This is a genomic window from Streptomyces smaragdinus (assembly GCF_009604385.1).
In the GTDB taxonomy this organism is placed as follows: Bacteria; Actinomycetota; Actinomycetes; order Streptomycetales; family Streptomycetaceae; genus Streptomyces; species Streptomyces smaragdinus.
The window spans coordinates 1-22,903 of record NZ_WEGJ01000003.1 but is presented as its reverse complement, the minus strand read 5'-3'; the positions used below and the strand labels follow the sequence as shown (position 1 = coordinate 22,903).

General features: G+C 72.1%; 19 protein-coding genes. 9 read left to right on the top strand and 10 right to left on the bottom strand.

Going from position 1 to position 22,903, the window contains the following annotated elements; all coding sequences use genetic code 11:
* The first annotated feature begins 60 nt into the window (after positions 1 to 60).
* A complete protein-coding gene (locus tag SRB5_RS06255; protein ID WP_323377159.1) occupies positions 61 to 1,551 on the top strand; it encodes a regulator in 1,491 nt (496 codons plus the stop codon).
* A 25-nt stretch (positions 1,552 to 1,576) separates the two neighbouring features.
* Here the strand turns inward: SRB5_RS06255 and SRB5_RS06250 are convergent, their stop codons facing one another.
* Both SRB5_RS06250 and SRB5_RS06245 read right to left on the bottom strand, forming a co-directional pair.
* A complete protein-coding gene (locus SRB5_RS06250; RefSeq protein ID WP_323377158.1) occupies positions 1,577 to 2,932 on the bottom strand; it encodes an NAD(P)/FAD-dependent oxidoreductase in 1,356 nt (451 codons plus the stop codon).
* Between the two features lie 207 nt (positions 2,933 to 3,139).
* Complete coding sequence (locus SRB5_RS06245) at positions 3,140 to 4,036, bottom strand: TIGR01777 family oxidoreductase (RefSeq protein WP_153450455.1); 897 nt, start codon at positions 4,034 to 4,036, stop codon at positions 3,140 to 3,142.
* A gap of 49 nt (positions 4,037 to 4,085) precedes the next feature.
* On the opposite strand from SRB5_RS06245, the gene SRB5_RS06240 reads away from it, so the two are divergent.
* Positions 4,086 to 4,574, top strand: coding sequence for a GNAT family N-acetyltransferase (locus tag SRB5_RS06240; RefSeq protein ID WP_153450454.1), 489 nt, complete (start codon positions 4,086 to 4,088; stop codon positions 4,572 to 4,574).
* Positions 4,575 to 4,578: 4 nt separating this feature from the next.
* On the opposite strand, the gene SRB5_RS06235 is transcribed toward SRB5_RS06240, so the two are convergent.
* Entirely contained in the window at positions 4,579 to 5,103 is a 525-nt protein-coding gene (locus SRB5_RS06235; RefSeq protein WP_323377157.1) for a DUF4240 domain-containing protein, read from the bottom strand.
* Positions 5,104 to 5,227: 124 nt separating this feature from the next.
* Between SRB5_RS06235 and SRB5_RS06230 the strand changes: the two genes are divergently transcribed.
* Entirely contained in the window at positions 5,228 to 6,151 is a 924-nt protein-coding gene (locus SRB5_RS06230) for an SDR family oxidoreductase (RefSeq protein ID WP_153450453.1), read from the top strand.
* On the opposite strand, the gene SRB5_RS06225 is transcribed toward SRB5_RS06230, so the two are convergent.
* The 7 genes from SRB5_RS06225 to SRB5_RS06195 form a co-directional block, all read right to left on the bottom strand.
* Entirely contained in the window at positions 6,142 to 7,146 is a 1,005-nt protein-coding gene (locus SRB5_RS06225) for a helix-turn-helix transcriptional regulator (RefSeq protein WP_153450452.1), read from the bottom strand. The genes SRB5_RS06230 and SRB5_RS06225 overlap by 10 nt on opposite strands.
* Before the next feature lie 61 nt (positions 7,147 to 7,207).
* Positions 7,208 to 9,883, bottom strand: a complete 2,676-nt coding sequence (aceE, locus tag SRB5_RS06220; protein ID WP_153450451.1) for a pyruvate dehydrogenase (acetyl-transferring), homodimeric type — start codon at positions 9,881 to 9,883, stop codon at positions 7,208 to 7,210.
* Positions 9,884 to 10,033: 150 nt separating this feature from the next.
* Entirely contained in the window at positions 10,034 to 10,663 is a 630-nt protein-coding gene (locus SRB5_RS06215) for a GntR family transcriptional regulator (protein ID WP_153450820.1), read from the bottom strand.
* Between the two features lie 229 nt (positions 10,664 to 10,892).
* A complete protein-coding gene (locus SRB5_RS06210) occupies positions 10,893 to 14,075 on the bottom strand; it encodes a caspase, EACC1-associated type (protein ID WP_153450450.1) in 3,183 nt (1,060 codons plus the stop codon).
* A complete protein-coding gene (locus SRB5_RS06205) occupies positions 14,072 to 14,449 on the bottom strand; it encodes an effector-associated constant component EACC1 (protein ID WP_153450449.1) in 378 nt (125 codons plus the stop codon). Before SRB5_RS06205 ends, SRB5_RS06210 begins: the two co-directional genes overlap by 4 nt.
* A 305-nt stretch (positions 14,450 to 14,754) precedes the next feature.
* On the bottom strand, positions 14,755 to 15,498 hold the full coding sequence (locus tag SRB5_RS06200; protein WP_323377156.1) for a hypothetical protein: 744 nt from the start codon (positions 15,496 to 15,498) through the stop codon (positions 14,755 to 14,757).
* Between the two features lie 199 nt (positions 15,499 to 15,697).
* The gene (locus SRB5_RS06195) at positions 15,698 to 16,195 is read right to left on the bottom strand and encodes a GNAT family N-acetyltransferase (protein WP_153450448.1); all 498 of its coding nucleotides are present in this window, start codon (positions 16,193 to 16,195) and stop codon (positions 15,698 to 15,700) included.
* Between the two features lie 165 nt (positions 16,196 to 16,360).
* Here SRB5_RS06195 and SRB5_RS06190 point away from each other — a divergent pair, with 165 nt between their 5' ends.
* From SRB5_RS06190 to SRB5_RS06165, 6 genes are read left to right on the top strand one after another with little or no spacing between them, the layout of a single operon-like run.
* Positions 16,361 to 17,125 (top strand): SCO2525 family SAM-dependent methyltransferase, encoded by a 765-nt coding sequence (locus tag SRB5_RS06190; protein ID WP_228389852.1) that lies wholly within the window; start codon positions 16,361 to 16,363, stop codon positions 17,123 to 17,125.
* A gap of 38 nt (positions 17,126 to 17,163) precedes the next feature.
* The gene (locus SRB5_RS06185) at positions 17,164 to 19,002 is read left to right on the top strand and encodes an SCO2524 family protein (protein ID WP_153450447.1); all 1,839 of its coding nucleotides are present in this window, start codon (positions 17,164 to 17,166) and stop codon (positions 19,000 to 19,002) included.
* 3 nt (positions 19,003 to 19,005) lie between these two features.
* The gene (locus tag SRB5_RS06180; RefSeq protein ID WP_323377155.1) at positions 19,006 to 19,920 is read left to right on the top strand and encodes an SCO2523 family variant P-loop protein; all 915 of its coding nucleotides are present in this window, start codon (positions 19,006 to 19,008) and stop codon (positions 19,918 to 19,920) included.
* Entirely contained in the window at positions 19,917 to 20,885 is a 969-nt protein-coding gene (locus SRB5_RS06175) for an SCO2522 family protein (protein ID WP_153450446.1), read from the top strand. The genes SRB5_RS06180 and SRB5_RS06175 overlap by 4 nt, the downstream gene beginning before the upstream one ends.
* The gene (locus tag SRB5_RS06170; RefSeq protein ID WP_153450445.1) at positions 20,885 to 21,889 is read left to right on the top strand and encodes an SCO2521 family protein; all 1,005 of its coding nucleotides are present in this window, start codon (positions 20,885 to 20,887) and stop codon (positions 21,887 to 21,889) included. The genes SRB5_RS06175 and SRB5_RS06170 overlap by 1 nt, the downstream gene beginning before the upstream one ends.
* 16 nt (positions 21,890 to 21,905) lie before the next feature.
* Complete coding sequence (locus SRB5_RS06165) at positions 21,906 to 22,847, top strand: hypothetical protein (RefSeq protein ID WP_153450444.1); 942 nt, start codon at positions 21,906 to 21,908, stop codon at positions 22,845 to 22,847.
* The last annotated feature ends 56 nt before the right edge of the window (positions 22,848 to 22,903 follow it).

Below are 22,903 nucleotides of genomic sequence, written 5' to 3'. Positions count from 1 at the left end.
GGGCGTCATGGGTAGCTAAATTCACGCCGATCTACTAAGGGCAGGCAGGAGATCCGACAGGTGACGACGGAACGACCCTCACAGCGCACTCCTAACCGCCAGCTCGCCGCGCTCATCGCCGAGGCGGGGTTCTCCAACGCCGGCCTCGCCCGACGAGTCGACCAGCTCGGACTCGAGCACGGGCTGGACCTCCGCTACGACAAGACCTCCGTCACCCGCTGGCTGCGCGGGCAGCAGCCGCGGGGGACGACACCGGCGCTGATCGCCGAGGTCTTCACCCGCCGGCTGGGCCGCCGGCTGAGCGCCCAGGACCTGGGGCTGGACGCCTGCGCGCCGGTCTACGCGGGGCTGGAGTTCGCGGCCTCGCCGGCCGAGGCGGTGGACATCGTGGCCGGGCTGTGGCGCAAGGACACGGGGAGCCAGGCGGAGCTGCGGAAGATCGCGTTCACCCCGGCGGGGCTGGTGGTGCCGAGCCGGGACTGGCTCATCGGGCGCCCCGACGAACGGGTGGCCCGCGGCGAGGCCGTCCCGCAGGACGGGCAGGCGCGGGTGCCGGCCCAGCTGCGCCCCGTGCCGCCCGCGCCGCGCCGCGCGCCGGAGCTCGCGTCGGTGGACCGGGTGCCGGGGCAGCGGGTGTCGCAGGGCGACATCGCGGCGCTGCGTTCGGTGGGCGAGCTCTTCCGGGCGCTCGACCACGCGTACGGGGGCGGGCACGCGCGCCAGGCCCTCGTGCGGTATCTGGAGCACGAGACGGAGCCGATGCTGCGCGGCTCGTACAACGAGACGACGGGGCGGCGTCTGTTCGCCGCGGTTGCGGATCTGACGCGGCTGGCGGGCTGGACGTCGTACGACATCGCCGCGCACGGGCTGGCGCAGCGGTACTTCGTGCAGGCGCTGCGGCTGGCGCAGGCGTCGGGGGACCGGGCGTACGGGGCGTACGTGCTGGTCACGATGAGCCGTCAGGCCGTCTATCTGGGGCACGGGCGCGAGGCCGTGCAGCTGGCGCGGGTGGCGCAGCAGGGCGTGGGCGGCGGGGTGCCGCCGGCCGTGCAGGCGATGCTGCACGCGGCGGAGGCGCGCGGGCACGGCGTGCTGGGCGAGGTGCGTGCCTGTACGGCGTCCCTCGCGCGGGCGGAGCGGGCGCTGGAGACGGCGCGGCCGGGGGACGACGTGCCGCACTGGGCGCGGTACTTCGACGAGGCCCAGCTGGCGGACGAGTTCGGCCACTGCCACCGGGACATGCAGCAGTACCGGATGTCCGCCCAGCACGCCGAGCGCTCGCTGCAGCTGCGCGCCCCGGCGTTCGCCCGCAGCCGGCTGTTCTGCCGGGTGGTGCTGGCCTCCGCGCGGCTGGGGCTGGGCGAGCTCGACGTGGCGTGCAAGCTGGGCGCGGAGGCGGCGCAGGCGGCGGCGGAGATGCGCTCGGCGCGCGCCACGGAGTACGTACGGGACTTTGAGCGCCGTCTGGAGCCCTATCGCGACGCCGCCCCGGTACGGGCCTACCGCGACCGCGCCGCCGCCCTCAGCGCTGCGGGGGCGGCGGTGCGGTAGCCGGTTTGTCCGTGGAAAAGCAGGGTCACGCCGCCGTCCGCAGCTCCCCGGCCGGCGTGCCCTTGCGCAGCACGCCCACGTCCCGCAGCAGGGCCTCCGCGGCGCGCCGCCCGGAGTACAGCGCGCCCTGCGGGGTCGAGGTGTCCCGGTGGTCGCCGCACACGTACAGCCCGCACAGCATCCGTACGGGCCGGATCGCGTCGTGCGGCGCCGCCATCACGGGGACCGCGTCCGGCTCGTGGTACGCCCCCACGAGCTCCCAGCGGTGCGCCGACGTCCGGTGCAGCAGCCCCAGCTGCCCGCGGACCTCCTTGTCGAGCACCGCGAGGGGTGTCCGCGAGGCGGGGCCCAGCACGGTCGACGTGATCAGCGCCCGGCCCGCCGGCGCCCGCGAGGCGTCCACCCCGCTCGCGACCACGGTGTGCGCCACCGGCCCGTCACCCGCCCCCGCCAGCAGCAGCGCGGCGTCCCCCGCCGGCGGGGTGTCGGCGGCGTGATGCAGCACCGTCACCGGGTGGAAGGCGGGCAGGCGCAGCCCCGGCAGCAGCTCGGCCGCCGCCCGCGCCCCCGTGGCGACGAGCACCGCCCGGCAGTCCAGCGTGCCGTGCTCCGCCGTCGTCACGGACGTCGTGGACACCGCCACCGCCCGTACGCCGGTGCGTACCGCACCGCGCGGCAGCGAGGCCGCGAGCAGCCGGGGCACGGTGTCCGCGCCGCCCTCCGGCAGACACGGCGCGCCCAGGGCGAAGCTGCGCAGGACCAGGTCCATGCCGCGGCTCGAGGTGTCCAGGCCGGGGTCGCTGAGCAGGGCGCGCAGCAGCGGCCGGACGAGCGTGTCCACGGCGCCCGCCCGCAGCCCCCGCTCCGCCAGCGCGCGCCGGGCGGTGTACTCGGGGCGGGCCAGCAGCCGCGACACCGGCGTGGACGCCAGCCGGGCCAGGACGGCGGCGAAGCGGGCGTGGTCGACGACCCCGCCCAGCGGCGCCCGCGCCGCGCTCACGAGGGCGCGCGCGGTGGCCTTTGCGCCCCCTGCGCTCCCGCTCGCGCCTCCCGGCCGCAGCCGGTGACGCCGTCCGTCGTGCGCGACCACCACACCGCCGGGGAAGCGGCGCAGGGGCAGGGACGCGAGGCCCGGGGTGCGGCTCAGCTCGGGGTACGAGGTGTTGAGCAGCTGGGGCACCCGGTCCAGCCGGAAGCCGTCCACGGTGTCCGTCGCCATCCGCCCGCCGACGCGGTCGCCGGACTCCAGCACCACCACCGACAGTCCCGCCCTGGTCAGATGCTGGGCGGCGGCCAGCCCGGAGATGCCCGAGCCCACGATCACCACGTCGGACCTGCTCTCGCTGCCGCCCACCTGCTTCCGGCGTGCGCTACCGGTCACGGGTCCTCCTGGGGTTGTGAAGTCACGGCCGAGCGCTACTCGAGTGCCATCAGGCGCCTGTTTCATGCCCAACCCGGGCGTCCGCTATCCGGGTCGGCACCGACATTAAGGCGGATTCCGGCCGGGGTCCGCCGCGCACCGGGGTGGGCACGGCAGCACAACCGGCGCGTGTGCGCCCGCGCGTGAGCAACGTCCGTCACCCCAGCCTCAGGCGACCGCCCGTACCGCCTGCTCCACCGTCGGGAACGCGAACTTGAAGCCCGACTCCCGCAGCCGCGCCGGCACCACACGCTGGCTCCCCAGCATGTCGTTCGCGAAGTCACCCACCACCAGCTTCAGCACCGGCCCCGGCACCGCCAGCACCGTCGGCCGGTGCAGCACCCGCCCCATCGCCGCCGTGACCTCCCGGTTCGTCACCGGCTCCGGCGCCGTCACGTTCACCGGCCCCGACACCCAGTCCGTGTCGATCAGATGCCGCATCGCCGCCACATGGTCGTGCAGCGCGACGAAGCTCCAGTACTGCCGCCCGTTGCCGATCCGCCCGCCCAGCCCCGCCCGGAAAATGGGGAAGAGCTTCCCCCACGCGCCCCCGCCGCGCGCCACCACGAGCCCCGTGCGCGCGAACACCGTCCGCACCCCCGCCTCCTGGGCCGGTGCCGCCGCGGCCTCCCAGGCCTGGACCATGTCGGCGAGAAATCCCTCCCCGGGCGGCGCCGTCTCGTCCGTCCGCCGGTCCCCGGTGTCCCCGTAATACCCCACCGCGCTGCCGCACAGGAACACCCGCGGCGGCCGGTCCATCGACGCCAGCGCCTCCGACACCGCCGCCGTGCCGTGCACCCGGCTGTCCCAGTGCGCCTGCTTCACCGCGGGCGTCCACCGGCGCATCGTGATGCTCTTCGCCGCCAGATGGACGAACGCGTCACACCCCGTCAGCCCCGCGGTGTCGACATATCCCCGTTCCGGATCCCACCGGACCTCGCCGGCCCGCTCCACCTCCCGGCGTACGAGACGTACGACCTCGTGCCCGTCGCCCTCCAGCGAACGGGCGAGGGCGGATCCGAGCAGTCCCGAGGCTCCGGTGATGGCGATACGCATGGGGGACATCCTCCCCCGTACGCCGCCCCGATGACGAGGGACATGGCACAGTGAGGCGATGGCGCGACACTTCATACGACCCGCCGAGTACACCGACGAACGCGACCTGCGCGACCTCGACATCCGCACCTGGTCGCCGCTGCACGCCGTCACCCCCAAGCCCCGGCCGCCGTACGACCCGTTCTTCGACAGCCGCCACCGCCCGGAGGACTACCTGGTCGCGGACGCCGACGGCCGGCTCGCCGGCTACATCCGGGTGGCGCCCGCGACGTTCCTCGCCTCCAACGCGCACGTCCGCCAGATCCAGGGCCTCGCCGTCGACGACTGGGCGCGCGGCCGGGGCATCGCCCGCGCGCTGCTGCGGGCGGCGGCCGACGCCGCGCGGCGGCAGGGCGCCGTACGGCTGACGCTGCGCGTGCTGGGGCACAACGCGCCGGCGCGGGCGCTGTACGAGTCCGAGGGGTACGCGGTGGAGGGCGTGCTGCCGGGGGAGTTCCTGCTCGAGGGGAAGCCGGTGGACGACGTGCTGATGGGGCGGGCGCTGTAGGGGGTCACTCCTCCCGGTACCGCTCCCACAGCCGGGGGAAGCGGTCCGCCAGTACGCGCTCGCTCTCGAAATCCAGCGGCGGTCCGGCCGGCTCCGGGGGCGGGGGCGGCAGGTCGAGCGGGGGCGCCTCGAGGCCGGTCAGCTGTTCGTACGCCTCGTCGGAGACATAGCCCAGGGCCTCCGCCTCGCCGTCCGTCTCCTCGTCGAAGTCGTCGAGGAGGTCGGCCAGATCGTCCGGCTCGTGCAGCGCGCCCTCGAAGACGTCCCGGCCGCGGCCGATCAGCCAGCAGCGGAAGTATTCGAACGCGTCGTCGCTGGCGCCGTCCATGAGGACCCAGGCGGCGCCCCAGACGTCCCAGCGGTACGAGCGGTTCATCCGGGACTCGAAGTGTCTGGCGAAGTCGAGCACGGCGTCGGGGTCGAGCTGTTTGAGGGCGTCGACCAGGGCGTCGGCGTGTTCCTCGGGGTCGCCCCCGGTCAGCTCGCGGGTGCGGTCGATCAGCTCCCAGAACTCCGTCTCGTCCATCACACGGTCCAGGATCCGGCCTGGGGGGCCGGGGCGCATGCGGAGTGGGGTATTGGTGCGGGGTGTTGTGTGCTGCCGGTTTCCAATCCCGACAGCAGATGTCGGGTATCCCCCTGATGATCGACCCATGGGAAACACCACAGGCAAGGAACTGGACGGACGCATCGCCCTCGTCGCCGGGGCGACCCGGGGGGCCGGGCGGGCCATCGCCGTGGCGCTCGGGGAGAGGGGCGCGACCGTGTACGTCACCGGGCGGACCACCCGGGAGCGCGTCAGCGAGGTGGGGCGCAGCAGCGAGACCATCGAGGGGACCGCCGAGCTCGTCGACGCCGCCGGGGGCCGGGGCATCGCCGTACCCGCCGATCATCTCGAGCCCGAGCAGGTACGGGCCGTCGTCGAGCGGATCGACGCCGATCACGGTCGGCTCGACATCCTCGTGAACGACATCTGGGGTGGCGAGAACCTCATCGAGTTCGGCAGGAAGATGTGGGAGATCGAGCTCGACCGCGGTCTGCGGATGCTCGACCTCGGTGTCCGCAGCCACATCATCACCTCCCACTTCGCCCTCCCCCTTCTCATCCGCAACCCCGGCGGCCTGGTGGTCGAGGTGACGGACGGGACGGCCGAGTCGAACAAGGGCTACCGCGAGCAGTTCTTCTACGACCTCACGAAGAACGCCCCCATCCGCATGGCCTTCGCCCTCAGCCACGACCTCAAGGAGGCCGCCGCCACCGCCGTCTCGATCACCCCCGGCTTCCTGCGCTCGGAGCAGATGCTCGACGGCTTCGGCGTCACGGAGGAGAACTGGCGCGACGGCATCGCCAAGGAGCCGACCTTCGCCATCTCCGAGACCCCCGCGCTCGTCGGCCGCGCGGTCGCCTCCCTCGCGGCGGACCCCGACCGCGCCCGCTGGAACGGGCAGTCCCTCTCCAGCGGACAGCTCGCCAAGGAGTACGACTTCACCGACACCGACGGCTCCCGCCCCGACGCCTGGGGCTTCCTCGCCCGCTACACGACAGGCGAGAAGCCCGACCCCGCCGACTACCGCTGACCCTCCCGGGGTTGTACGAGAGCCCCCTCGTACAACCCCGCCGCCCTCCGCAGCCCCTCCGCGAACCGCCCCCGCAGCGACGCCGGCTCCAGCACCTCCACCTCAGGCCCCAGCCCCAGCAGCTGCCCGTAAGCCACGTCGAGCGACTCCACCGCCAGCGTCACGCTCACCCACCCCCCGGCAAAAGCCTCCCCGGCGCCCTCCACCGCCTCCCGCGCGGCCACCGGGTCGGTGACCCTCGGGAGCGCCCGTACCCCCGCCTCCGTCAGCCGCAGCACCACCCGCTCCCGCAGCAGTGACCGCGCGAACGCCGCCGCCCGCTCCGCCCAGAACCCCGGCAGATCGAAGTCCGGATCCCGTACGAACGGCGACCCGCACCCCACGGCGGCCTCGAAGCGCTCCACGCGATACACCCGCCAGCCTTCGTCCACCCGCGCCGCCAGATACCAGACCCCCGCCTTCAGCACGAGCCCGTACGGCTCCAGCTCCCGCTCGACGGCCTCCGCCCCCGCCCGCCGCCGGTAGGTCACCGCCAGCCGCTCGTCCGCCCACACCGCCCGCGCCACGCCGGCCAGCAGCGGCGGTGTACGAGGCTCCCGCCACCACCCCGGCGCGTCCAGATGGAACCGCTGAGAAGCACTCGCCGACGCGTCCCGCAGCTCCGGCAGCAGCGCCGCGGACACCTTCAGCCGCGCCGCCGACGCCGTGTCCCCGAGCCCCATCTCCCGCAGCGCGCCCGGCACCCCGGACAGGAACAGCGCCTCCGCCTCCGTCCGCCCCAGCCCCGTCAGCCGCGTCCGGTAGCCGTCGACGAGCCGGTATCCGCCGGCCCGCCCCCGGTCCGCGTACACCGGCACCCCGGCCTCGGACAGGGCCAGCACGTCGCGCTGCACGGTGCGCTCCGACACCTCCAGCTCCGACGCCAGCTCCGCGGCGGTCAGCCCGCCGCGGAGCTGGAGCAGCAGGACCAGATGGATGAGCCGGGCGGCACGCATACGGCCACCATGCCAAAGCGGGGCCGCCGGAAGACCGGCGGCCCCGCTTCTTGTATGAGTCCTACAGCCCGTACCGGGCAGCCGCCTCCGCGACCGTCGAGTGCTTGACCTCGCCGCGCCGCGCCAGCTGCGCCAGCGTCGCCACGACCACCGACTGGGCGTCCACGCCGAAGTACCGGCGGGCCGCGTCGCGGGTGTCGGAGATGCCGAACCCGTCCGTGCCGAGCGACGTGTAGTCGCCGGGCACCCACTGCGCGATCTGGTCCGGCACCTGCCGCATCCAGTCGCTGACGGCGAGGACCGGGCCACGCGCGCCCTCCAGGGCACGGGTGACGTACGGGACCCGGTCTTCACCCCGGAGCTGTGCCGCGTCACTGGACAGGGCATCGCGGCGCAGCTCGCTCCACGAGGTGGCGGACCAGACGTCGGCCGCGACACCCCACTCCTCGGCGAGCATCCGCTGGGCGTCGAGCGCCCAGTGGATCGCGGTACCGGAGGCCAGCAGCTGCGTGCGCGGGGCCTCGGGGTCGCTCAGCTCGGAGGTCTTGAATCGGTAGAGCCCCTTGAGGATGCCCTCCTCGACGCCCTCCGGCATGGCCGGCTGGGGCTTGGGCTCGTTGTAGACGGTCAGGTAGTAGAAGACGTTCTCGGGGTTCTCCCCGTACATCCGCCGCAGACCGTCCTTGACGATGACGGCGATCTCGTACGCGAACGCCGGGTCGTAGTTCAGCGACGCCGGGTTCGTGGCCGCGATCAGCTGCGAGTGGCCGTCCGCGTGCTGCAGGCCCTCGCCCGTCAGGGTCGTACGGCCGGCCGTGGCGCCGACGATGAAGCCGCGGCCGAGCTGGTCGGCGAGCTGCCACATCTGGTCGGCGGTGCGCTGCCAGCCGAACATCGAGTAGAAGATGTAGAACGGGATCATCGGCTCGCCGTGCGTCGCGTACGACGACGCGGCGGCGATGAAGTCCGCCATGGCCCCGGCCTCGGTGATCCCCTCGTTGAGGATCTGGCCGTCCGTGGCCTCCTTGTAGTACATCAGCTGGTCACGGTCGACCGGCTCGTACGTCTGTCCGAGCGGCGAGTAGATGCCGGCCGACGGGAACAGCGACTCCATGCCGAACGTACGGGCCTCGTCGGGGACGACCGGCACCCAGCGGCGGCCGGTCTCCTTGTCCCGCATCAGGTCCTTCATCAGCCGGACGAACGCCATCGTGGTGGCCACGTCCTGCGTCCCGGACCCCTTGTACACGCTCTGGAAGGCACGGTCCGCCGGCGCCGGCAGCGCGGGCGCCGCGTGCAGCCGCCGCGCCGGGGCGGGACCGCCGAGGGCGGCGCGCCGCTCCTGGAGGTAGCGGACCTCGGGGGAGTCGGCGCCCGGGTGCCCGTACGGGACGACGCCGTCGACGAACGCGCTGTCCGGGATCGGCAGGCCGAGCCGGTCGCGCATGTCCTTGAACTGGTCGTTCGTGAGCTTCTTCATCTGGTGGTTGGCGTTCTTCGACTCGAAGCCGCCGCCCAGCGTGTAGCCCTTCACGGTCTGCGCCAGGATCACCGTCGGCGCGCCCTCGAACTCCAGCGCCGCCCGGTACGCCGCGTACACCTTGCGCGCCTCGTGGCCGCCGCGGGAGGAGTGGAAGCACTCGGCGACCTTGTCGTCGCCGATCAGCTTCGCCAGCTCGCGCAGCTCGGCGTTCGCGCCGAAGAAGTGCTCGCGGATGTACGCCACGTCACGCGTCTGGTACGTCTGGAACTGGGCGTCCGGCACCTCGCGCAGCCGGCGCACCAGCGCCCCGGAGACGTCCAGCGCGAACAGCTCGTCCCAGGCGGAGCCCCACAGGGACTTGACGACGTTCCAGCCGGCGCCGCGGAACTGCGCCTCCAGCTCCTGTACGACCCGGAAGTTGGCCCGGACCGGACCGTCGAGCCGCTGCAGGTTGCAGTTGATGACGAACGTCAGGTTGTCCAGCCGCTCGCGCGCCGCCAGCGTCAGGGCGGTCGTCGACTCGGGCTCGTCCATCTCGCCGTCGCCCAGGAAGGCCCAGACGTGCGAGGCGCTGGTGTCCTTGATGCCGCGGCCGGTCAGATAGCGGTTGAAACGCGCCTGGTAGATCGCCGACAGCGGGCCCAGGCCCATCGACACGGTGGGGAACTCCCACAGCCACGGCAGCCGGCGCGGGTGCGGGTAGGACGGGAGTCCCTTGCCGCCGGCCTCCTGCCGGAAGTTGTCGAGGTTCTCCTCGGTCAGCCGCCCGTCGAGGAATGCGCGGGCGTAGATGCCGGGGGAGGCGTGGCCCTGGATGTACAGCTGGTCGCCGGAGCCGTCGGCCTCCTTCCCGCGGAAGAAGTGGTTGAAGCCGATCTCGTACAGCCAGGCCGCCGAGGCGAACGTCGCGATGTGCCCGCCGACGCCGTGCTTCGCGCCACGGGTGACCATGGCGGCGGCGTTCCACCGGTTCCACGCGGTGATCCGCGCCTCCAGCTCCGGGTCGCCGGGCAGCTCCGGCTCCGCGGCGGTGGGGATGGAGTTCACGTACGGGGTCTGCAGCAGCCCCGGCACGTCCAGGCCGCTGCGGCCGGCGTGCTCCACGGTACGGCGGACCAGCTGGGCGGCCCGTTCGGGGCCGGCGTGACGCGTCACGGCGTCCAGGGACTCACGCCATTCGGCGGTCTCCTGCGGGTCGCGGTCCGGGAGCTGGTCGAGCTCGCTCGGACGGATGCGGTGTGCGGCTTCGGTCATGTCATCGACTGTAAATCTGATCGATGATCGATCAAAGCTCGGGGGGTAAAGTCGGCACGCGGTGCCAAAGGTGCAGGCACGGGGTGCCGCCCACCTGCGTCTGAGGTGGCTCAGATGGGCGGTTCTTTGGGTGCGTTTCGGTCGATCTGTCTACTTACGTGGGGCGCAGCCCAGCACGTGGGCCTTGACCAGCTCCGCGACCTGCGGATCACGCCTGCGGAAGGCCTCGACGACGTCCTGATGCTCCTGGGCGAAGGCCTGCTGATGGGTCCCGAGCCACCGGATCGACAGCGAGGTGAAGACCTCGATGCCCAGCCCCTCCCAGGTGTGCAGCAGCACGCTGTTCCCCGCGGCGCGCACCAGCTCCCGGTGAAACGCCACGGTGTGCCTGACCTGCGCTTCTCCATCCCCCCGTGCGTCGGCTTCCCGCAGCGCCGTCACATGGGGCTCGAGCGCGGAGGCGTCCTCCGCGAGCGCCGGCGCGGCGAGCTCGGCGGCGATCGCCTCCAGCCCGGCCCGTACGGGATAGATCTCCTCCAGATCCGCCGCCGTCAGGCTGCGCACCCGGGCCCCCTTGTTCGGCGCGGACTCGATGAGCCTGAGGCTCTCCAGCTCCCGCAGCGCCTCCCGCACGGGCGTCTGACTCACCTCGAGCTCGGTGGCGATCCGCCGCTCGACAATCCGCTCCCCGGGCTTCCATCGCCCGCTGATGATCCCCTCCACGATGTGCTCACGGATGTGCTCCCGCAGGGAGTGCGCGATGGGCGCGACGGGCGGCATGGACATCAAGGGCTCCTCCGAGGGGGACCGCTCACACGGGCGGCGGGGACGGCCCTCATTATCCCGGGGAGGAGCCCTCTACGCGGGTCTGCCTGTGGATAACGTCACGGGTGACGTGGGATACGCGGTTTCCGCCGGGGTCCTTGGAGTCGTGGACGAGGATGGCTTGGGGGGATATCCCGACGCAGTCGTCGCCCTGTGGAGGACGTTCCAGGCGGGCGCCGTTCCCCTACTTGAGCTCCCGCAGGCGCTCCTGGAGGAGTTCGGCGCGGTCGTCCCTGCCGATGTCCGTGTAGATGCGGATCGCGCGGCGGAGGTACTTGCGCGCCGGTCTGCGCTGGTCCTGGGCGGTGTGGCATTCCGCGAGGCCCGTCAGGGCCAGGGCCTGCATGGTGCGGTTGTTCGTGGCGTGGGACAGGTCGAGGGCGTCGCGGTAGTGGGCTGTTGCGTGGTCGTAGCGGCCCTGGGCTCGGTGGGAGTCGGCGAGGCCGTTGAGGGCGTATGCCTGGATGAGGCGGTCGTTGGTGGCGCGGGCGAGTTCCAGGGACTGGCGGTAGTGCTTGATGGCTTCGGGGTGGTGGTCCTGGACTCGGTCGCAGTGGGCCAGGCCGATTAGCGCCATTGCTTGCGTGGTGCGGTTGTTGATGGTGCGGGCGAGGTCGAACGCCTGCCGGTAGCGGGCCGCCGCCTGGTCGTAGCGGTTCTCCGTGCGGTGGCAGTCCGCCAGGCCGATCAGGGCGTTCGTTTGCGTGGCGTGGTTGTTGCCCGTCAGGCGGGCTACGTCGAAGGCCTGTTGGTAGTGGTCGATCGCGTGGTCGTAGTCGCCTTGGAGGCGGTCGCAGTCGGCCAGGCCGACCAAGGCGCTGGCCTGGGTGGCGTGGTTGCCGGTCTCGCGGGCCAGCTCCAGCGCCTGCTGGTAGTGCTCCGCCGTCTGCTCGTAGCGGTTCTGGAGGCGGTGGCAGTGCGCGAGGCCGATCAGGGCGTACGCCTGTGTGGTGCGGTTGCCCGTGCTTCGGGCCAGCTCCAGCGCCTGCTGGTAGTGCTCCGTGGCCTGGTCGTAGCGGTCCTGGGGGCGGTGGCAGTGGGCGAGGCCGATCAGGGCGTACGCCTGGGTCGTGCGGTTGGTCGTCGTGCGGGCCAGTTCCAGCGCTCGCTGGTAGTGCTCGGCCGCCTCGTCGTAGCGGTCCTGGAGGCGGTGGCAGTCGCCCAGGCCCTGGAGGGCGTTCGCCTGGGCCAGGCGGTTGTTGGTGGTGCGGGCCAGCTCCAGGGACGCGACGTACACCATCGCCGCCGTGTCGTACTGGCTGTTGAAGCGCAGCCAGCGGGCCGTGGCTTCCGCGAAGCCGTGCGCGTCGGGCCAACGGTCCGCGAGGGCGGCGATCGCCGCCGCCTCGAGGTCGGTGGTGGATTCGACCAGCCATTCCCTGGCGCTCGCGGGGGAGTCGAAACGGTCGCCGGACGCCTCCTCCGTGACGATCTTCCAGGCGGCCGTCGTGAGGTCGGCCAGCTGCCGGTACAGCCGCGCCCGTGCCTCCCGGCGGCCGGGGACCTCGCGGGCGGCGGCGCGGACCAGGGGGAGGTACAGGTCGTGGAGGTCGGGGCGGGTGTGCGAGCCCTGGAGGAGGTGGAGGCGCGTCAGCCGGTCCAGGCGGAGCTCGGCGTAGCTGGGGGAGATGTCGAGCATCACACCGATGGTGGGCGCCGAGTACGTCCGGCCCGGATGCCAGGCGCAGGCCCAGAGGGTCTCCTTGAGGTCGTCGGGGAGGCGGTTGTACGAGGACTCGAAGGCCAGCCGTACCGCCGACTCCGCGCTCGGCAGCTCGCGGAACGGCTCCGGGCCGCCCGTCGCGTCCAGGATGGCCGCCGCCGACAGGGTGGCCAGTGCGGCGCCGATGGGGCGTAGCGCGACGGGGAGATGGCCGCAGCGGCGGGCGATCTCGACGAGGTCGGCAGGGGAGGCGGAGACCGGGCCCTCGGGGCGTTCCGCCTGCGCCATCGTCGTGAGCAGGTCGACGGCCAGCTTCTCCGGCAGCTCGCCGAGGCCGATGCGGATGTCCGAGGGGAAGTCGCGGCTCCGGCTGGAGATCAGCGCCAGGCACTCCGCGCCCTGGCCGGGGAGCAGGGGCGCGACCTGCTTGGCGTCGTGGGCGTTGTCCAGGAGCAGCAGGGCCCGGCGGCCCGCGAGCCACGCGCGCCACTCCTCCTGACGTGCCTGGAGGCCGGGCGGGATCTTGGGGTGGCCGACCTGGCTGAGCAGGGACTCGAGGGCTTCGGCCGGCTGGCGGATGCCCTCCGTCGAGGAGTCGTACGCGGCGGAGCGGGCGGCGGCGAAGCCGTGGAGGTCGATCTCGAAGGCGGCGTCGGGGAAGCGCTCGCGCAGCTCCGCGGCGGCCATCCGCAGGAGGTGGGTCTTGCCGCTGCCGCCCATGCCGTGCACGAGGCAGGAGGCGGGGCGGCCCTCGCCGGGGCGGATGCGTTCGGCGAGGTCGAGGATCTGGCGGAGCTCGCTGCCGCGGCCGACGTGGACGGCGTCGGGGGCCGTCAGGGACATGGGGGTGACGGGGGCGTCGGGCGCGCTGGTGCCGGGGGGCGGGGCCGGGGGGACGTACGAGCGGTTGCGGCCCACCACGATGCCGCCGCCGTTGTTGCGGGTGCCCAGCTGGGGCTCGGGGAGGGGGAAGCCGGCGACGGAGCGGGCGGAGAGGCGGTCGCGGAGGTAGGCGTAGAGGGTCGAGATGTCGAGGACCTCGAGCTGCTCGCCGTGGCGGCCGTGCGGGTCGGAGGGGATGGGGCCGGTGGCGCCCTGGCGGAGGAGTCGCAGGAGTTCGCCGGTGAAGGCGCTGTACTCGGCGTCCGGGGGACACATCGCGCGCTCCTCGCCGGAGGCGGCGGTCAGCACGCACGTACCGTCCATGTCGGCGAGGTCGATGAGGCTCGTCGCGGTGGGGGACGGGGAGCTGTCGCCGGACATGCCGCCGTCGATGGCTTTCCCGCCGTAACAGCAGTCGAGGACCACGAGCTTGCGGGCGGCGGGGGAGTCCTGGACGGCGCGGCGCAGATGGGCGTAGTCGAGCCAGGTCCAGGGGCGGTCGTAGTGCGAACCGGGGAGGGCGAGCATGAGCCGGTCGGCGTGGTCCGGGTCGCCGGTGCCGTGGCCGGCGTAGTAGACGAGGAGGGTGCCGGTGGCCTGGGCGGTCGTCTCGTACAGGTTGTCGGTGATCGCGGAGACACCGGCCTCGGGCTGCGAGAGGAAGAGGCAGTCCTCCTCGCGCAGCCGCCAGACCTCGTCCTCGAGGACGTGCGCGTGCAGCGACTCGAGGTTGGCCCGGACGGCGGTGAGCGGGTTGAGCCGGGCGTACTCGTGGGCGCCCAGGAGGATCGCCTTGGAGGTGCCCGGGACGGGGACGGTCAACGGGGCTCCCGGCCGGGCGCGTCGGGGGCCGTGGACCGGGCGCGTTCGTCCAGCGACCGGAGGATCCGCTCGATGTCCTGCGGGGATCCGCCGCTGACGGTGACCGGAGCCCCGTTCACCTGCAGCGTCACGGACACGGGGGCGGTCTGCGTACGCCGGGTGCCGAGCCAGGTGGCCACGGCGACGGCGAGCGATCCGTACGCGGCGGTGTTCGGCAGGATCAGGTTGAGCACATCGAGCGCCCCCATATGACCGTCACCCGGCCGTGTCGCGGGCTCCGCCGCCAGCCGCCTCGTCCGCGGATGCCGTTTGAGCGAGGCGTGCAACTGCGCGAGCGCGGCAGGGTCGTCCGGAACGCTGATCTGAACCCTCATGGAGCCCCCGTCAGGCCAAGGCATGGATACCGGCAGGCATGATGCGGCCGGCGCTGCCACCGAAGGTGCCGCACCCTGTGGGGGGTTCATTCGGCCTGTGCGGCGTTCGGTGGATGTTCTGCTGTGCCAGGGGACCGAGCCCTGCTCACCACCCGGTAATTCTGATCATGAACCTGACCATTCTAGGGCAGGCGGCGCCGAACCGCGCACATCTTCGGTACCGGGGACGGGCGGTGGGGCCGCGGCAGCAGAAGCGGGAGCGGCCTGCGACCGCTCCCGCTTCCCGATGCGTCAGGCAGTGGAGGCTACGGCTTGCCGCCGCAGATCACGCTGTACGGGCGGCCGATCGCCATCATCAGCTCCAGCGGCTCCGTGGTGCCCGAGGGGCACTGGGCCTTGTCCTTGACCAGGCCCATGACCTTGAAGTCCGAGTCGCCGGCGGTGGCGCAGGCGATCTCCTTGGCCGTGTTGTCGATGCAGTCGCCCTCGACCAGCTGGCCGCCGCCGGCGCCCGCGTCGCCGGGGTGGTCGCCCTTGAGGTTGCGGCCGCAGACGGTGGAGCTGGGGATGCCGCCGCCGCCCGAGCCGTAGGTCGTCTTGACCTCGATGATCGCGTCCGTGCCGGCCGGGCACTGGATGGAGTCCGGCATGAAGCTGCCGCCCATGACCTTCAGCGCCTTGAGGGTCGCCGCGGCGTCGTCGCAGTCGTACGTCCGGTAGGCGGTGCCGCCCTTGTCCTTGTCCGGTCCGCCGCAGCCGCCTTCCTTCCACTCCTGCGACGAGTCGGAGCCGGAGGACCGGGGGGACGACGAGTCGTCGTCCCGCAGCACCGCGATGGCGCCGGCTATGCCGAGCGCGACGACCACGCCGATCAGCTTGACGAGGACCGGCTGCAGCCGGCTGGGCCGCCGGGGCGGCTGCGGCTGCCCGGGCGGGAACCCCTGCTGGGGACCGTAGGGATTCTGCGGCTGCTGTGCGAACGGGTTCTGCCCCTGCGGCTGCTGCTGGTACGGATTCTGCGGCGGCTGCGGGTTGTTCTGCCAGGACATTACGGGTTACCCCCGGGGGACGGTCAGTTGGTACGGGGACGGCGATCCGTTCCCCAGCGCGCGTGCGGCGCACCAGGGGAGACAGGGCGGCGTCGCGAACGGTTCCGCGGGAGCATAGCGGCTTGAGCCTCAAGATCAGTTCACGCGTTCGACGGAGCTCCCCCGGTAGGGCGGGGGAGATCGCGTACGCGACGGGCCGTCAGACGGTCGCGGCGGGCAGGGTGGCCGACATCGTCAGCCGGTCGCCGCCCGGGCCGAAGCACTCGTCGCGCTGCTCCCCGGCCGTGAACCCGAGCGACCGGTAGAGCTGGATGGCCGCGGCGTTCTCCGGCTCCACGGTCAGCCGTACCTCGCGCAGCCCCATCGCCGCGGCCTGGCGGAGGGAGGCGAGCATGAGCCGGCGGCCGTGGCCGCTGCGGCGGCTGGGCTCGTCAACACCGAGGCCCAATATCCAGCCAAGTTCCGACGCACGGTTGGTCCCGAGCAGAACGTAGCCGTACAGGGAGTGCTTATCGGCCAACACCAAAAGGTTTTGGCCATGGACATCGAACAGTTGGCGCAATACGAAGAACGGGTAGTGCATTGGCCCGAACAACGCGCGGTCGATGCGGTCGAGTTCCAGAAGGTCCTCCTCAGTGGCGAGTCGTACCCCTAACGACGTGCGACTATCCCGATTGGTGAAGGTGATCTGATCCATACCGCTCCTTGTGGGGGCTAGGATTCACGTTGCCGAGACCCTCGCGCGCGTGAGCGAGAGGTCGCATTGCGGGTGTACTCTGCGGGTTTCCGTTTTGTCCAGACCGCGTGGCGGGTAGTCGTGCCCTCAAGTCGCACGCAAGGCACTACGCGTAAGGAATGCGAGATGGATCTCAAATCGGCGGGAATGGGCTCGGTCCGCAATCGCGAGGCTCCGTGGGACGACTTCGACTCGGGATCGTACGTCGATCACAACTACGCGAAGATGTGGCCCGTAGATCGCCAGATCATGGAGCTGATCAGGGACTTCTTCGCTGCCAACCACCCGTCGACGGTCCCCGCCAAGGGGATCGACATCGGTGCCGGGACCAATCTCTACCCCGCGTTCGGCATGCTGCCGTGGTGTGACGAGATCGTCCTTTACGAGAGATCGGCCAGAAACGTCGCCTGGCTCAGGGACGAGGTCCGTGACTACGGATCGAACTGGGATCAGTTCTGGGATGTGTTCCGGTCCGCGGAGGCGTATGCGGAAGTCGCCGATCCCCGTACGGAACTTCCCCGGCGCGCGATCGTGACTCAAGGCGATCTCTTCGAACTCGACGTCACCCCCCGCGGCATGGGGACGATGTTCTTCGTGGCCGAATCCATGTCCACGTCACATCAGGAGTTCGAGGACGCCGTCGGCTGCTTCATGCGCGTCCTCGCCCCGGGAGCCCCGTTCGCGGCGGCGTTTATGGAGAACTCCCGGGGGTATGAAGTCGGATCACAGATCTTCCCTGCCTGCAAGATCGTGCAGGATGACGTGGAGAAGGCACTGGCCTCGTACGTCCGGGAGGGTGAACTGGAACTTCACCGTCTCGGGCACGGGGCCGACCCGATCCGTGACGGTTACACGGGGATGATCCTGGCCTGCGGACGCCGCGCGTCCTGACAGGTGAGTGACACGTACAGACAAGGGGGAACCGGGGGATGCGGATCCAGCCTCGGCAGCAGCTGCTGGAGATCTGGGAGGCGCTCGCCGCCCACTCGTTCCGGAACGGCAAGTGGAACTGGGGCGAGACGGGCGGGCTGAGCAGTGTGGCCGACGCCGAGCGGCTGCTGTGCCTGATGTATCCGGCCACAGAGGTCCCGGCGTTCCGCCTGGATGATCCCGACACGACGGACCGGGATGTCCTGCAGGCGCTCGAGAGCGTCGGCGGCCGGCGGGAGATCCCCGTCCGGCTGATCGAGGCCCTCCAGTCGTACACGGACAACCACACCGCGAAGGACGGCACACCGAGCTTCGCCGGCGGCTACTACTTCGTCCCGGTCGAGACGGGCGAGGAACTCACGCCCGACCAGCGGGCCCTGGGCGTGGTCGACAGCTACTCCCTGGCCGTCACCCTCTGCCTCGCCACACTGGGCTTCCTCAAGGTCTTCACGCAGAAGCCGCGCCGGCCCGCCGTCCTCGCCGCCGCCGAGAAGCTGAAGGACGCCACCGAGACCCGGCTGACCGCCGCCCTGGTCTGCCTGCTGCGCAGCTTCACGGTCAACGTCTTCGACACCGACTCCAGCCGCGGCCGCGAGCTCGGCCGGCTGGTCAGCGAGGGCCGCGGCGCCGACCGCCAGGTGCTCCAGCAGCTGCACCGCGATCTGCGACCGGTGCGCGCGGTCATCGAGGACCGTCTCTCCCTCGGCCTCGAGGTCGAGGGCGGACTGGACGACGAGGGCCAGCTGTTCGAGTGCGGCTGGGGCTGGAGTGTCATCGAGGGCGCGCCCGAGGTCACCGTCGAATCCGGGATCGGCGTCCAGGCGGACGGCGTCGCGCAGGCCACGCCGTACCTGTACTTCACCGTGAACGCCCTGGACGGTCTGGCCGACCTCTACTCCGACCGTACGCTCTCGCTCGGTCTGCTCAACTCCGAGCAGCAGACCCTGGCCGAGGCGCTGCGACTGCGCTGGGAGATCACCCAGCAGTACTGGTCGACGCTCGCCCGCTTCGGCGAGGACCGCTGGCCGCTGGAGGACATCCCCTGGCGGGCCACCGGACAGAAGCAGGAGTCGCCGTACTTCTCCCTCTCCGTCGCGGCCATCGTGGTCCAGGACCTCGTCCGGCTGCGTGCCACGGACGACGACCTGACCCGTACGGTCGCCGTGATGGAACGCCTCGCCGAACGCGCCAGGATCACCAGCCGGATGGCCGAGGACGACCCCGTGCTCGAGCTGCACAACCCGGGCGTCAAGCTGTCGCTGGCCGGCTCCGACAAGCTCGGCCCGCTGATGACCTGGACCGCGCCGGACTTCTCCGCGCAGCTGCTCAAACGCTGCATCCAGCTGTGCACCCTGTCGCGCAACCGCGACTCGCACGACCGGCTGCTGCGCCTCGCCGAGCGGGTGCTGGGACATCTGTGGCGCCGCCGCCGCACCGACCGGGCCGGTGCCCGGCTCTGGGACGACATCACGGGCGTGTTCCCGCAGGGCACCCCGCTGGTCCCGGTGTCCTGGAGCAACACCGAGCGCATGACCGAGTGCATGGTCGCCGGGCGCAACCTCTACCAGCAGGTGCCGATCCGCAGCACCGAACTCGCCCAGCTGGCGCGCGCCCTGCTCAGCGAGGCCGGCCATCTGTACGGGAACGAGCTGCTGGAGCCCTCGTCGTCGGAGGGCGGGTCCCGCAGCGCCGCGCTCAAGAGCGTCGAGGGCAAGCTCAACCGCTCGACCAGGCTCCTCGACGACCAGCCCGGCACGGCCGGCGCCCTGGCCATGCAGGCGCTCACCGAGCTGGACAACCTGGCCAGTGGCCGCCGCGCGGCCGTCCGGGGGATGTGAGCCGTGCTCCTGTTCTCGGCCTCCGACAAGGGAGGCACCGGCCGCTCCGTGACCAGCGCCAACCTCGCCTACCGGCGGGCGCTGTCCGGCGACGACGTGTGCTATCTCGACTTCGACTTCGGCTCGCCCACCGCGGCGGCCGTCTTCGACGTGCCGCGCGTGGTGCGCGGCGTGACCAGCGGCGGGCTCCACTCGTATCTCCAGGGCGACGTCCCCGAGCCCATGCTCGTCGACGTCTGGGCCGACACCGAGCACGAGGCCCTGCGCACCCGGCCGCTCGGCTCGGGGCGGATGGTGCTGCTGCCCGGCGACAGCGGCGGAGGTGAGTTCGCCCTCGGCCACGACACAGTGGGCCGCTGCGTCTCCCTGCTGCAGCGGCTCGAGGAGGAGTACGACCTGGTCATGGTCGACCTGAGCGCCGGACGGTCGTACGCCGTCGACATGGTGCTCGCGGCCACCGCGCAGCCCGGCCTCGCCGAGCTGACCAGCCGCTGGCTGGTGTTCCACCGCTGGACCCGCCAGCACGTCATCGCCGCCTCCGGCCTGGTCTACGGCGATCGCGGGATCCTCGCCGCGGGCGTCGGACACGGGCACGACGGCGACGAGCTGCGCGAGGCGATCCGGTTCGTACGGGCGGCCGTCCCGGACCCCGAGGCCGTGCCGTGGAACCAGGTGCCGGCCGCGCAGGTCTCGTGGATGCGCAAGTGCGACGAACAGCTCATGGATCTCGCCGCCCGGCTCGACGCCGCCGACAGCCGGCGGCTCGGTACGGTGCCGCTGGAGCCCGTCCTGCAGTGGCGGGAGGTGCTCATCACGGACGAGGACGCGGACAGCGGTGTGGCCAACACCGCCACCCGCGACGCCCTCGTCGAGCTTGCCGGGAAGCTCACCCTGGACGAGGAATGGGGGGAGCGATGACCAGCGTGTTCCACGAGACGGCCGCCGAACCGCAGACGCGGTCCGTGCCGCTGTCGCACGTCTCACTGGAGCTCGGCCACCTGTACATGGAGGACTTCGCCGGCGGCCCCGAGCGGCTGCGGGAGCACTTCGCGAAGATCGCGCCCTGGGCCGAGACGGCCCGCGCGGCGGCTGCCGCGGCGGTTCCGCGCGGCCGGCCCCGGATCAGCACGTGCTTTCTGATCGACGACTACTTCACCCGCTTCTCCTCGCCCGCCGAGCTGGTGCCGATGGTGCTCGAGGCGGCGAAGGAGTCCGGACTCGTCATCGACTACCTGGCCCGCGAGTCGGCCTGCGCCCGCGCCGGTGAGACCGATGTGGCCCGGGTCGTCGAGCAGCGGCTGGTGGAATCGCCCGCGCCCGGCAGCGACGGACGCCGGCCGCCGGCGGGCGAGGTGGGCTGGCTGTCCAACGGCGCCCGCACGCCCGGGACCAGCCCCCTGGACGTACCACTGCAGGCGCTGAGCCCGCGGACGCCCTGGCAGCCGCCGCGGGAGACGGCCGCGCGGCGGCACTCGGTCTTCGTCGACGTCGAGTTATGGGACGAGCCCGAGCAGCGGCGGGTGTGGTCCTGCCCGTTCCTCGCGGCCGTCTGGCAGCTCGCCCGGCTGGGGCTGCTGCGCCACCGCGGGGAGCCCCTGCTCGTACCGCAGGACCACCCCGGGGCGTTCCCCGAGGACTGGGACGCCCTGCCGTCGGTGATCCGGCTGAACGAACGGGCGGCGGCGTTCAGCGCGTACCGCATCTGGTCCCTGCTGCCGTCGCGCTTCCTGCCCGTCGAGCACGCCGTACGGGTCATCCTCGAGCAGACCGAGGTCGAGCCCGGCCCGCTGGCCCAGGCCGCCGAGCGGGCCATGGCCGAAGGCATCACGCTGCCGGAGGAGATCCCCGACCGCATCGCCTACGTCTTCCTCCCGGAGTCCTGATGCGGGCCCCGGGGGCGGAGCCGGGCCGCCCGGAGCTGCTCTGCGGCGAGGTGCGCACCGCGCTGCTCCACTCGTACGACCCGGTGCCCCACTCCAGCGCCGCCCAGCTGCTGAAGCTGCGCGGCGACGCGCCCGTACTGCTGTCGGAGCGCCCCAATCTGCACGCCCGCTCGCCCGAGGTGCTCACCGGCGTCGACTGCGTGCTGCCCAGCGTCAGCGGCGCCCGCACCCGCTGCGTCGGTACGGTACGGGCCCGCGCCTGCGTCAACGACGGCCGGGTGCTGCAGGCCGCCGGCTACTTCGGGGTCGCGGTGGCGCAGGGCGGCGAGCGGCGGCAGTGGAGCCACTATCTCGCCCGACCCGGCACGGTCGAGACGTTCGGCCGGCTGCGGCACGACGACATCGTCCGCGGCTTCCTCGGCACCGGCCAGACCGCGGCCGGGGTGCTCGACGCCGGCGCGACAGCGGAGCGGCTGCTCACCCGGGTCACCGCGCATCCGGCCCTCGACGGGAACCGGCGGGTGCCGTTCAAGTCCCGTCGTACCAGACTGCGCTGGACCGCCCGCGCCGCGCCGGACGGCGAGGCGGTCATCGAGGGCTTCACCCTCGCCGAGGGCGGCCTGCGGACCCTCGCGCTGCGGCTGCCCGCGAGCACCCTCGCCGCGCCGGGCGTCGTCGCCGCGTTCTGCGAGGACATCGCCCAGCACGACTGGCTGCTGACGAACCTCGTCCACCTCGTCGAACGCGGCCGGCTCGGCTCCGCGGACCGCGCCCGGGCCGTCCGCTCGCTCAGCCCCGCCATCGACCAGCTGCTGCACCTGTGGATGCCCGGAGCCCGGGTGGCGAAGGAACTCTCCCCGCTGTGGGACGTGCTGGAGGGCGAGCCCGGGTTCTCCCGCCAGTGGCAGACCCTGGTCCAGCGCATCCGGGACCAGCTCGCGCTCCACACCATTTCGCTGCTGCACGCCGAGCGGGTACCCGCGGAGCATATGACGACCCACTAGGGGGAGGACCCGGAAGATGGACCGCTCACGTCAGATATCGCCGTTAGTCGTCAAGGTGCTGATCACGCTGATCGTCGGCGGCCTGACCTATCTCGTCACCAACGGACTGATCAGCGAGGACGGGAATCCGAACGCCGAGGCGTCCCGGTTGATCATCACGATCTTCTTCGCGGGCGCGGCCATGATCGTGCAGTACATGGCGGAGTTCGACCACCGGCTGCAGGACGTCGACCGCCATATGACGGACAACTCCGAGCAGATGAAGGACACCGTCCACGAGGGCTTCAAGGACATCAACGAGGCCACCCGGGTCTTCGGTGCCCTGCAGACCCATCCGCTGCCGACCGAGGGCGTCGTCCAGCTCGTCCAGAACGTGGCCGACATCAGGGCCGCGGGCAGCTCCCTGATCAGCGACTTCGCCCGCCGGGAGATCGACCGGGTGGCGACGCTGATGCGGGAGCTGAAGGCCGACCAGGTGGAGTACGAGGGGGAGGACCGGGACTGGATGCTCGGCCTCACCCGGTGCGCGGCCCACTCCATCGACGCCATCAGCACCGAGGTCGACCTGCTGTTCTGGCCGAGTGAGCTGGGCCGGCGCTATCTGACGGCGCAGCGGGAGGCGGCGCGGCGCGGGGTGTCCGTGCGGCGGCTGTTCATCGTCGACGACCGCGACAGCGTGGACGACCGGGTCCGCGACCAGTGCTGGGGCCAGCGGGAGCTGGGCTTCGAGGTGCGGGTGGCGTTCAAGAAGAACCTGCCGCTGGGGGCCGACCCGATGTACGGGTTCATCGTCTTCGACCAGACGGTGAGCTACGAGGTCGTCCCCGAGGACGGCGCCCGCTCCGAGGTCCCGTCCGTGGCCGCGACCAGGCTCGTCCTGCGCGAGGACCGGGTGGCCAACCGGGTGGAGCGGGTGGAGGAGCTGTGGGAGGTGGGGGTGGAGCTCGAGGAGCTCTGAACCCCTGTAAGGCCGCGGCCCCGTGTTGGGGGTGTCGGAGACGGCCGCGTCCAGTG

Bases quoted from the DNA above. Each gene is read 5' to 3' on its own strand.
- SRB5_RS06245 (WP_153450455.1), bottom strand. From the start codon at position 4,036: ATGTCCCCCATGCGTATCGCCATCACCGGAGCCTCGGGACTGCTCGGA.
- SRB5_RS06240 (WP_153450454.1), top strand. From the start codon at position 4,086: ATGGCGCGACACTTCATACGACCCGCCGAGTACACCGACGAACGCGAC.
- SRB5_RS06230 (WP_153450453.1), top strand. From the start codon at position 5,228: ATGGGAAACACCACAGGCAAGGAACTGGACGGACGCATCGCCCTCGTC.
- SRB5_RS06225 (WP_153450452.1), bottom strand. From the start codon at position 7,146: ATGCGTGCCGCCCGGCTCATCCATCTGGTCCTGCTGCTCCAGCTCCGC.
- aceE (WP_153450451.1), bottom strand. From the start codon at position 9,883: ATGACCGAAGCCGCACACCGCATCCGTCCGAGCGAGCTCGACCAGCTC.
- SRB5_RS06215 (WP_153450820.1), bottom strand. From the start codon at position 10,663: ATGCCGCCCGTCGCGCCCATCGCGCACTCCCTGCGGGAGCACATCCGT.
- SRB5_RS06205 (WP_153450449.1), bottom strand. From the start codon at position 14,449: ATGAGGGTTCAGATCAGCGTTCCGGACGACCCTGCCGCGCTCGCGCAG.
- SRB5_RS06200 (WP_323377156.1), bottom strand. From the start codon at position 15,498: ATGTCCTGGCAGAACAACCCGCAGCCGCCGCAGAATCCGTACCAGCAG.
- SRB5_RS06195 (WP_153450448.1), bottom strand. From the start codon at position 16,195: ATGGATCAGATCACCTTCACCAATCGGGATAGTCGCACGTCGTTAGGG.
- SRB5_RS06190 (WP_228389852.1), top strand. From the start codon at position 16,361: ATGGATCTCAAATCGGCGGGAATGGGCTCGGTCCGCAATCGCGAGGCT.
- SRB5_RS06185 (WP_153450447.1), top strand. From the start codon at position 17,164: ATGCGGATCCAGCCTCGGCAGCAGCTGCTGGAGATCTGGGAGGCGCTC.
- SRB5_RS06175 (WP_153450446.1), top strand. From the start codon at position 19,917: ATGACCAGCGTGTTCCACGAGACGGCCGCCGAACCGCAGACGCGGTCC.
- SRB5_RS06170 (WP_153450445.1), top strand. From the start codon at position 20,885: ATGCGGGCCCCGGGGGCGGAGCCGGGCCGCCCGGAGCTGCTCTGCGGC.
- SRB5_RS06165 (WP_153450444.1), top strand. From the start codon at position 21,906: ATGGACCGCTCACGTCAGATATCGCCGTTAGTCGTCAAGGTGCTGATC.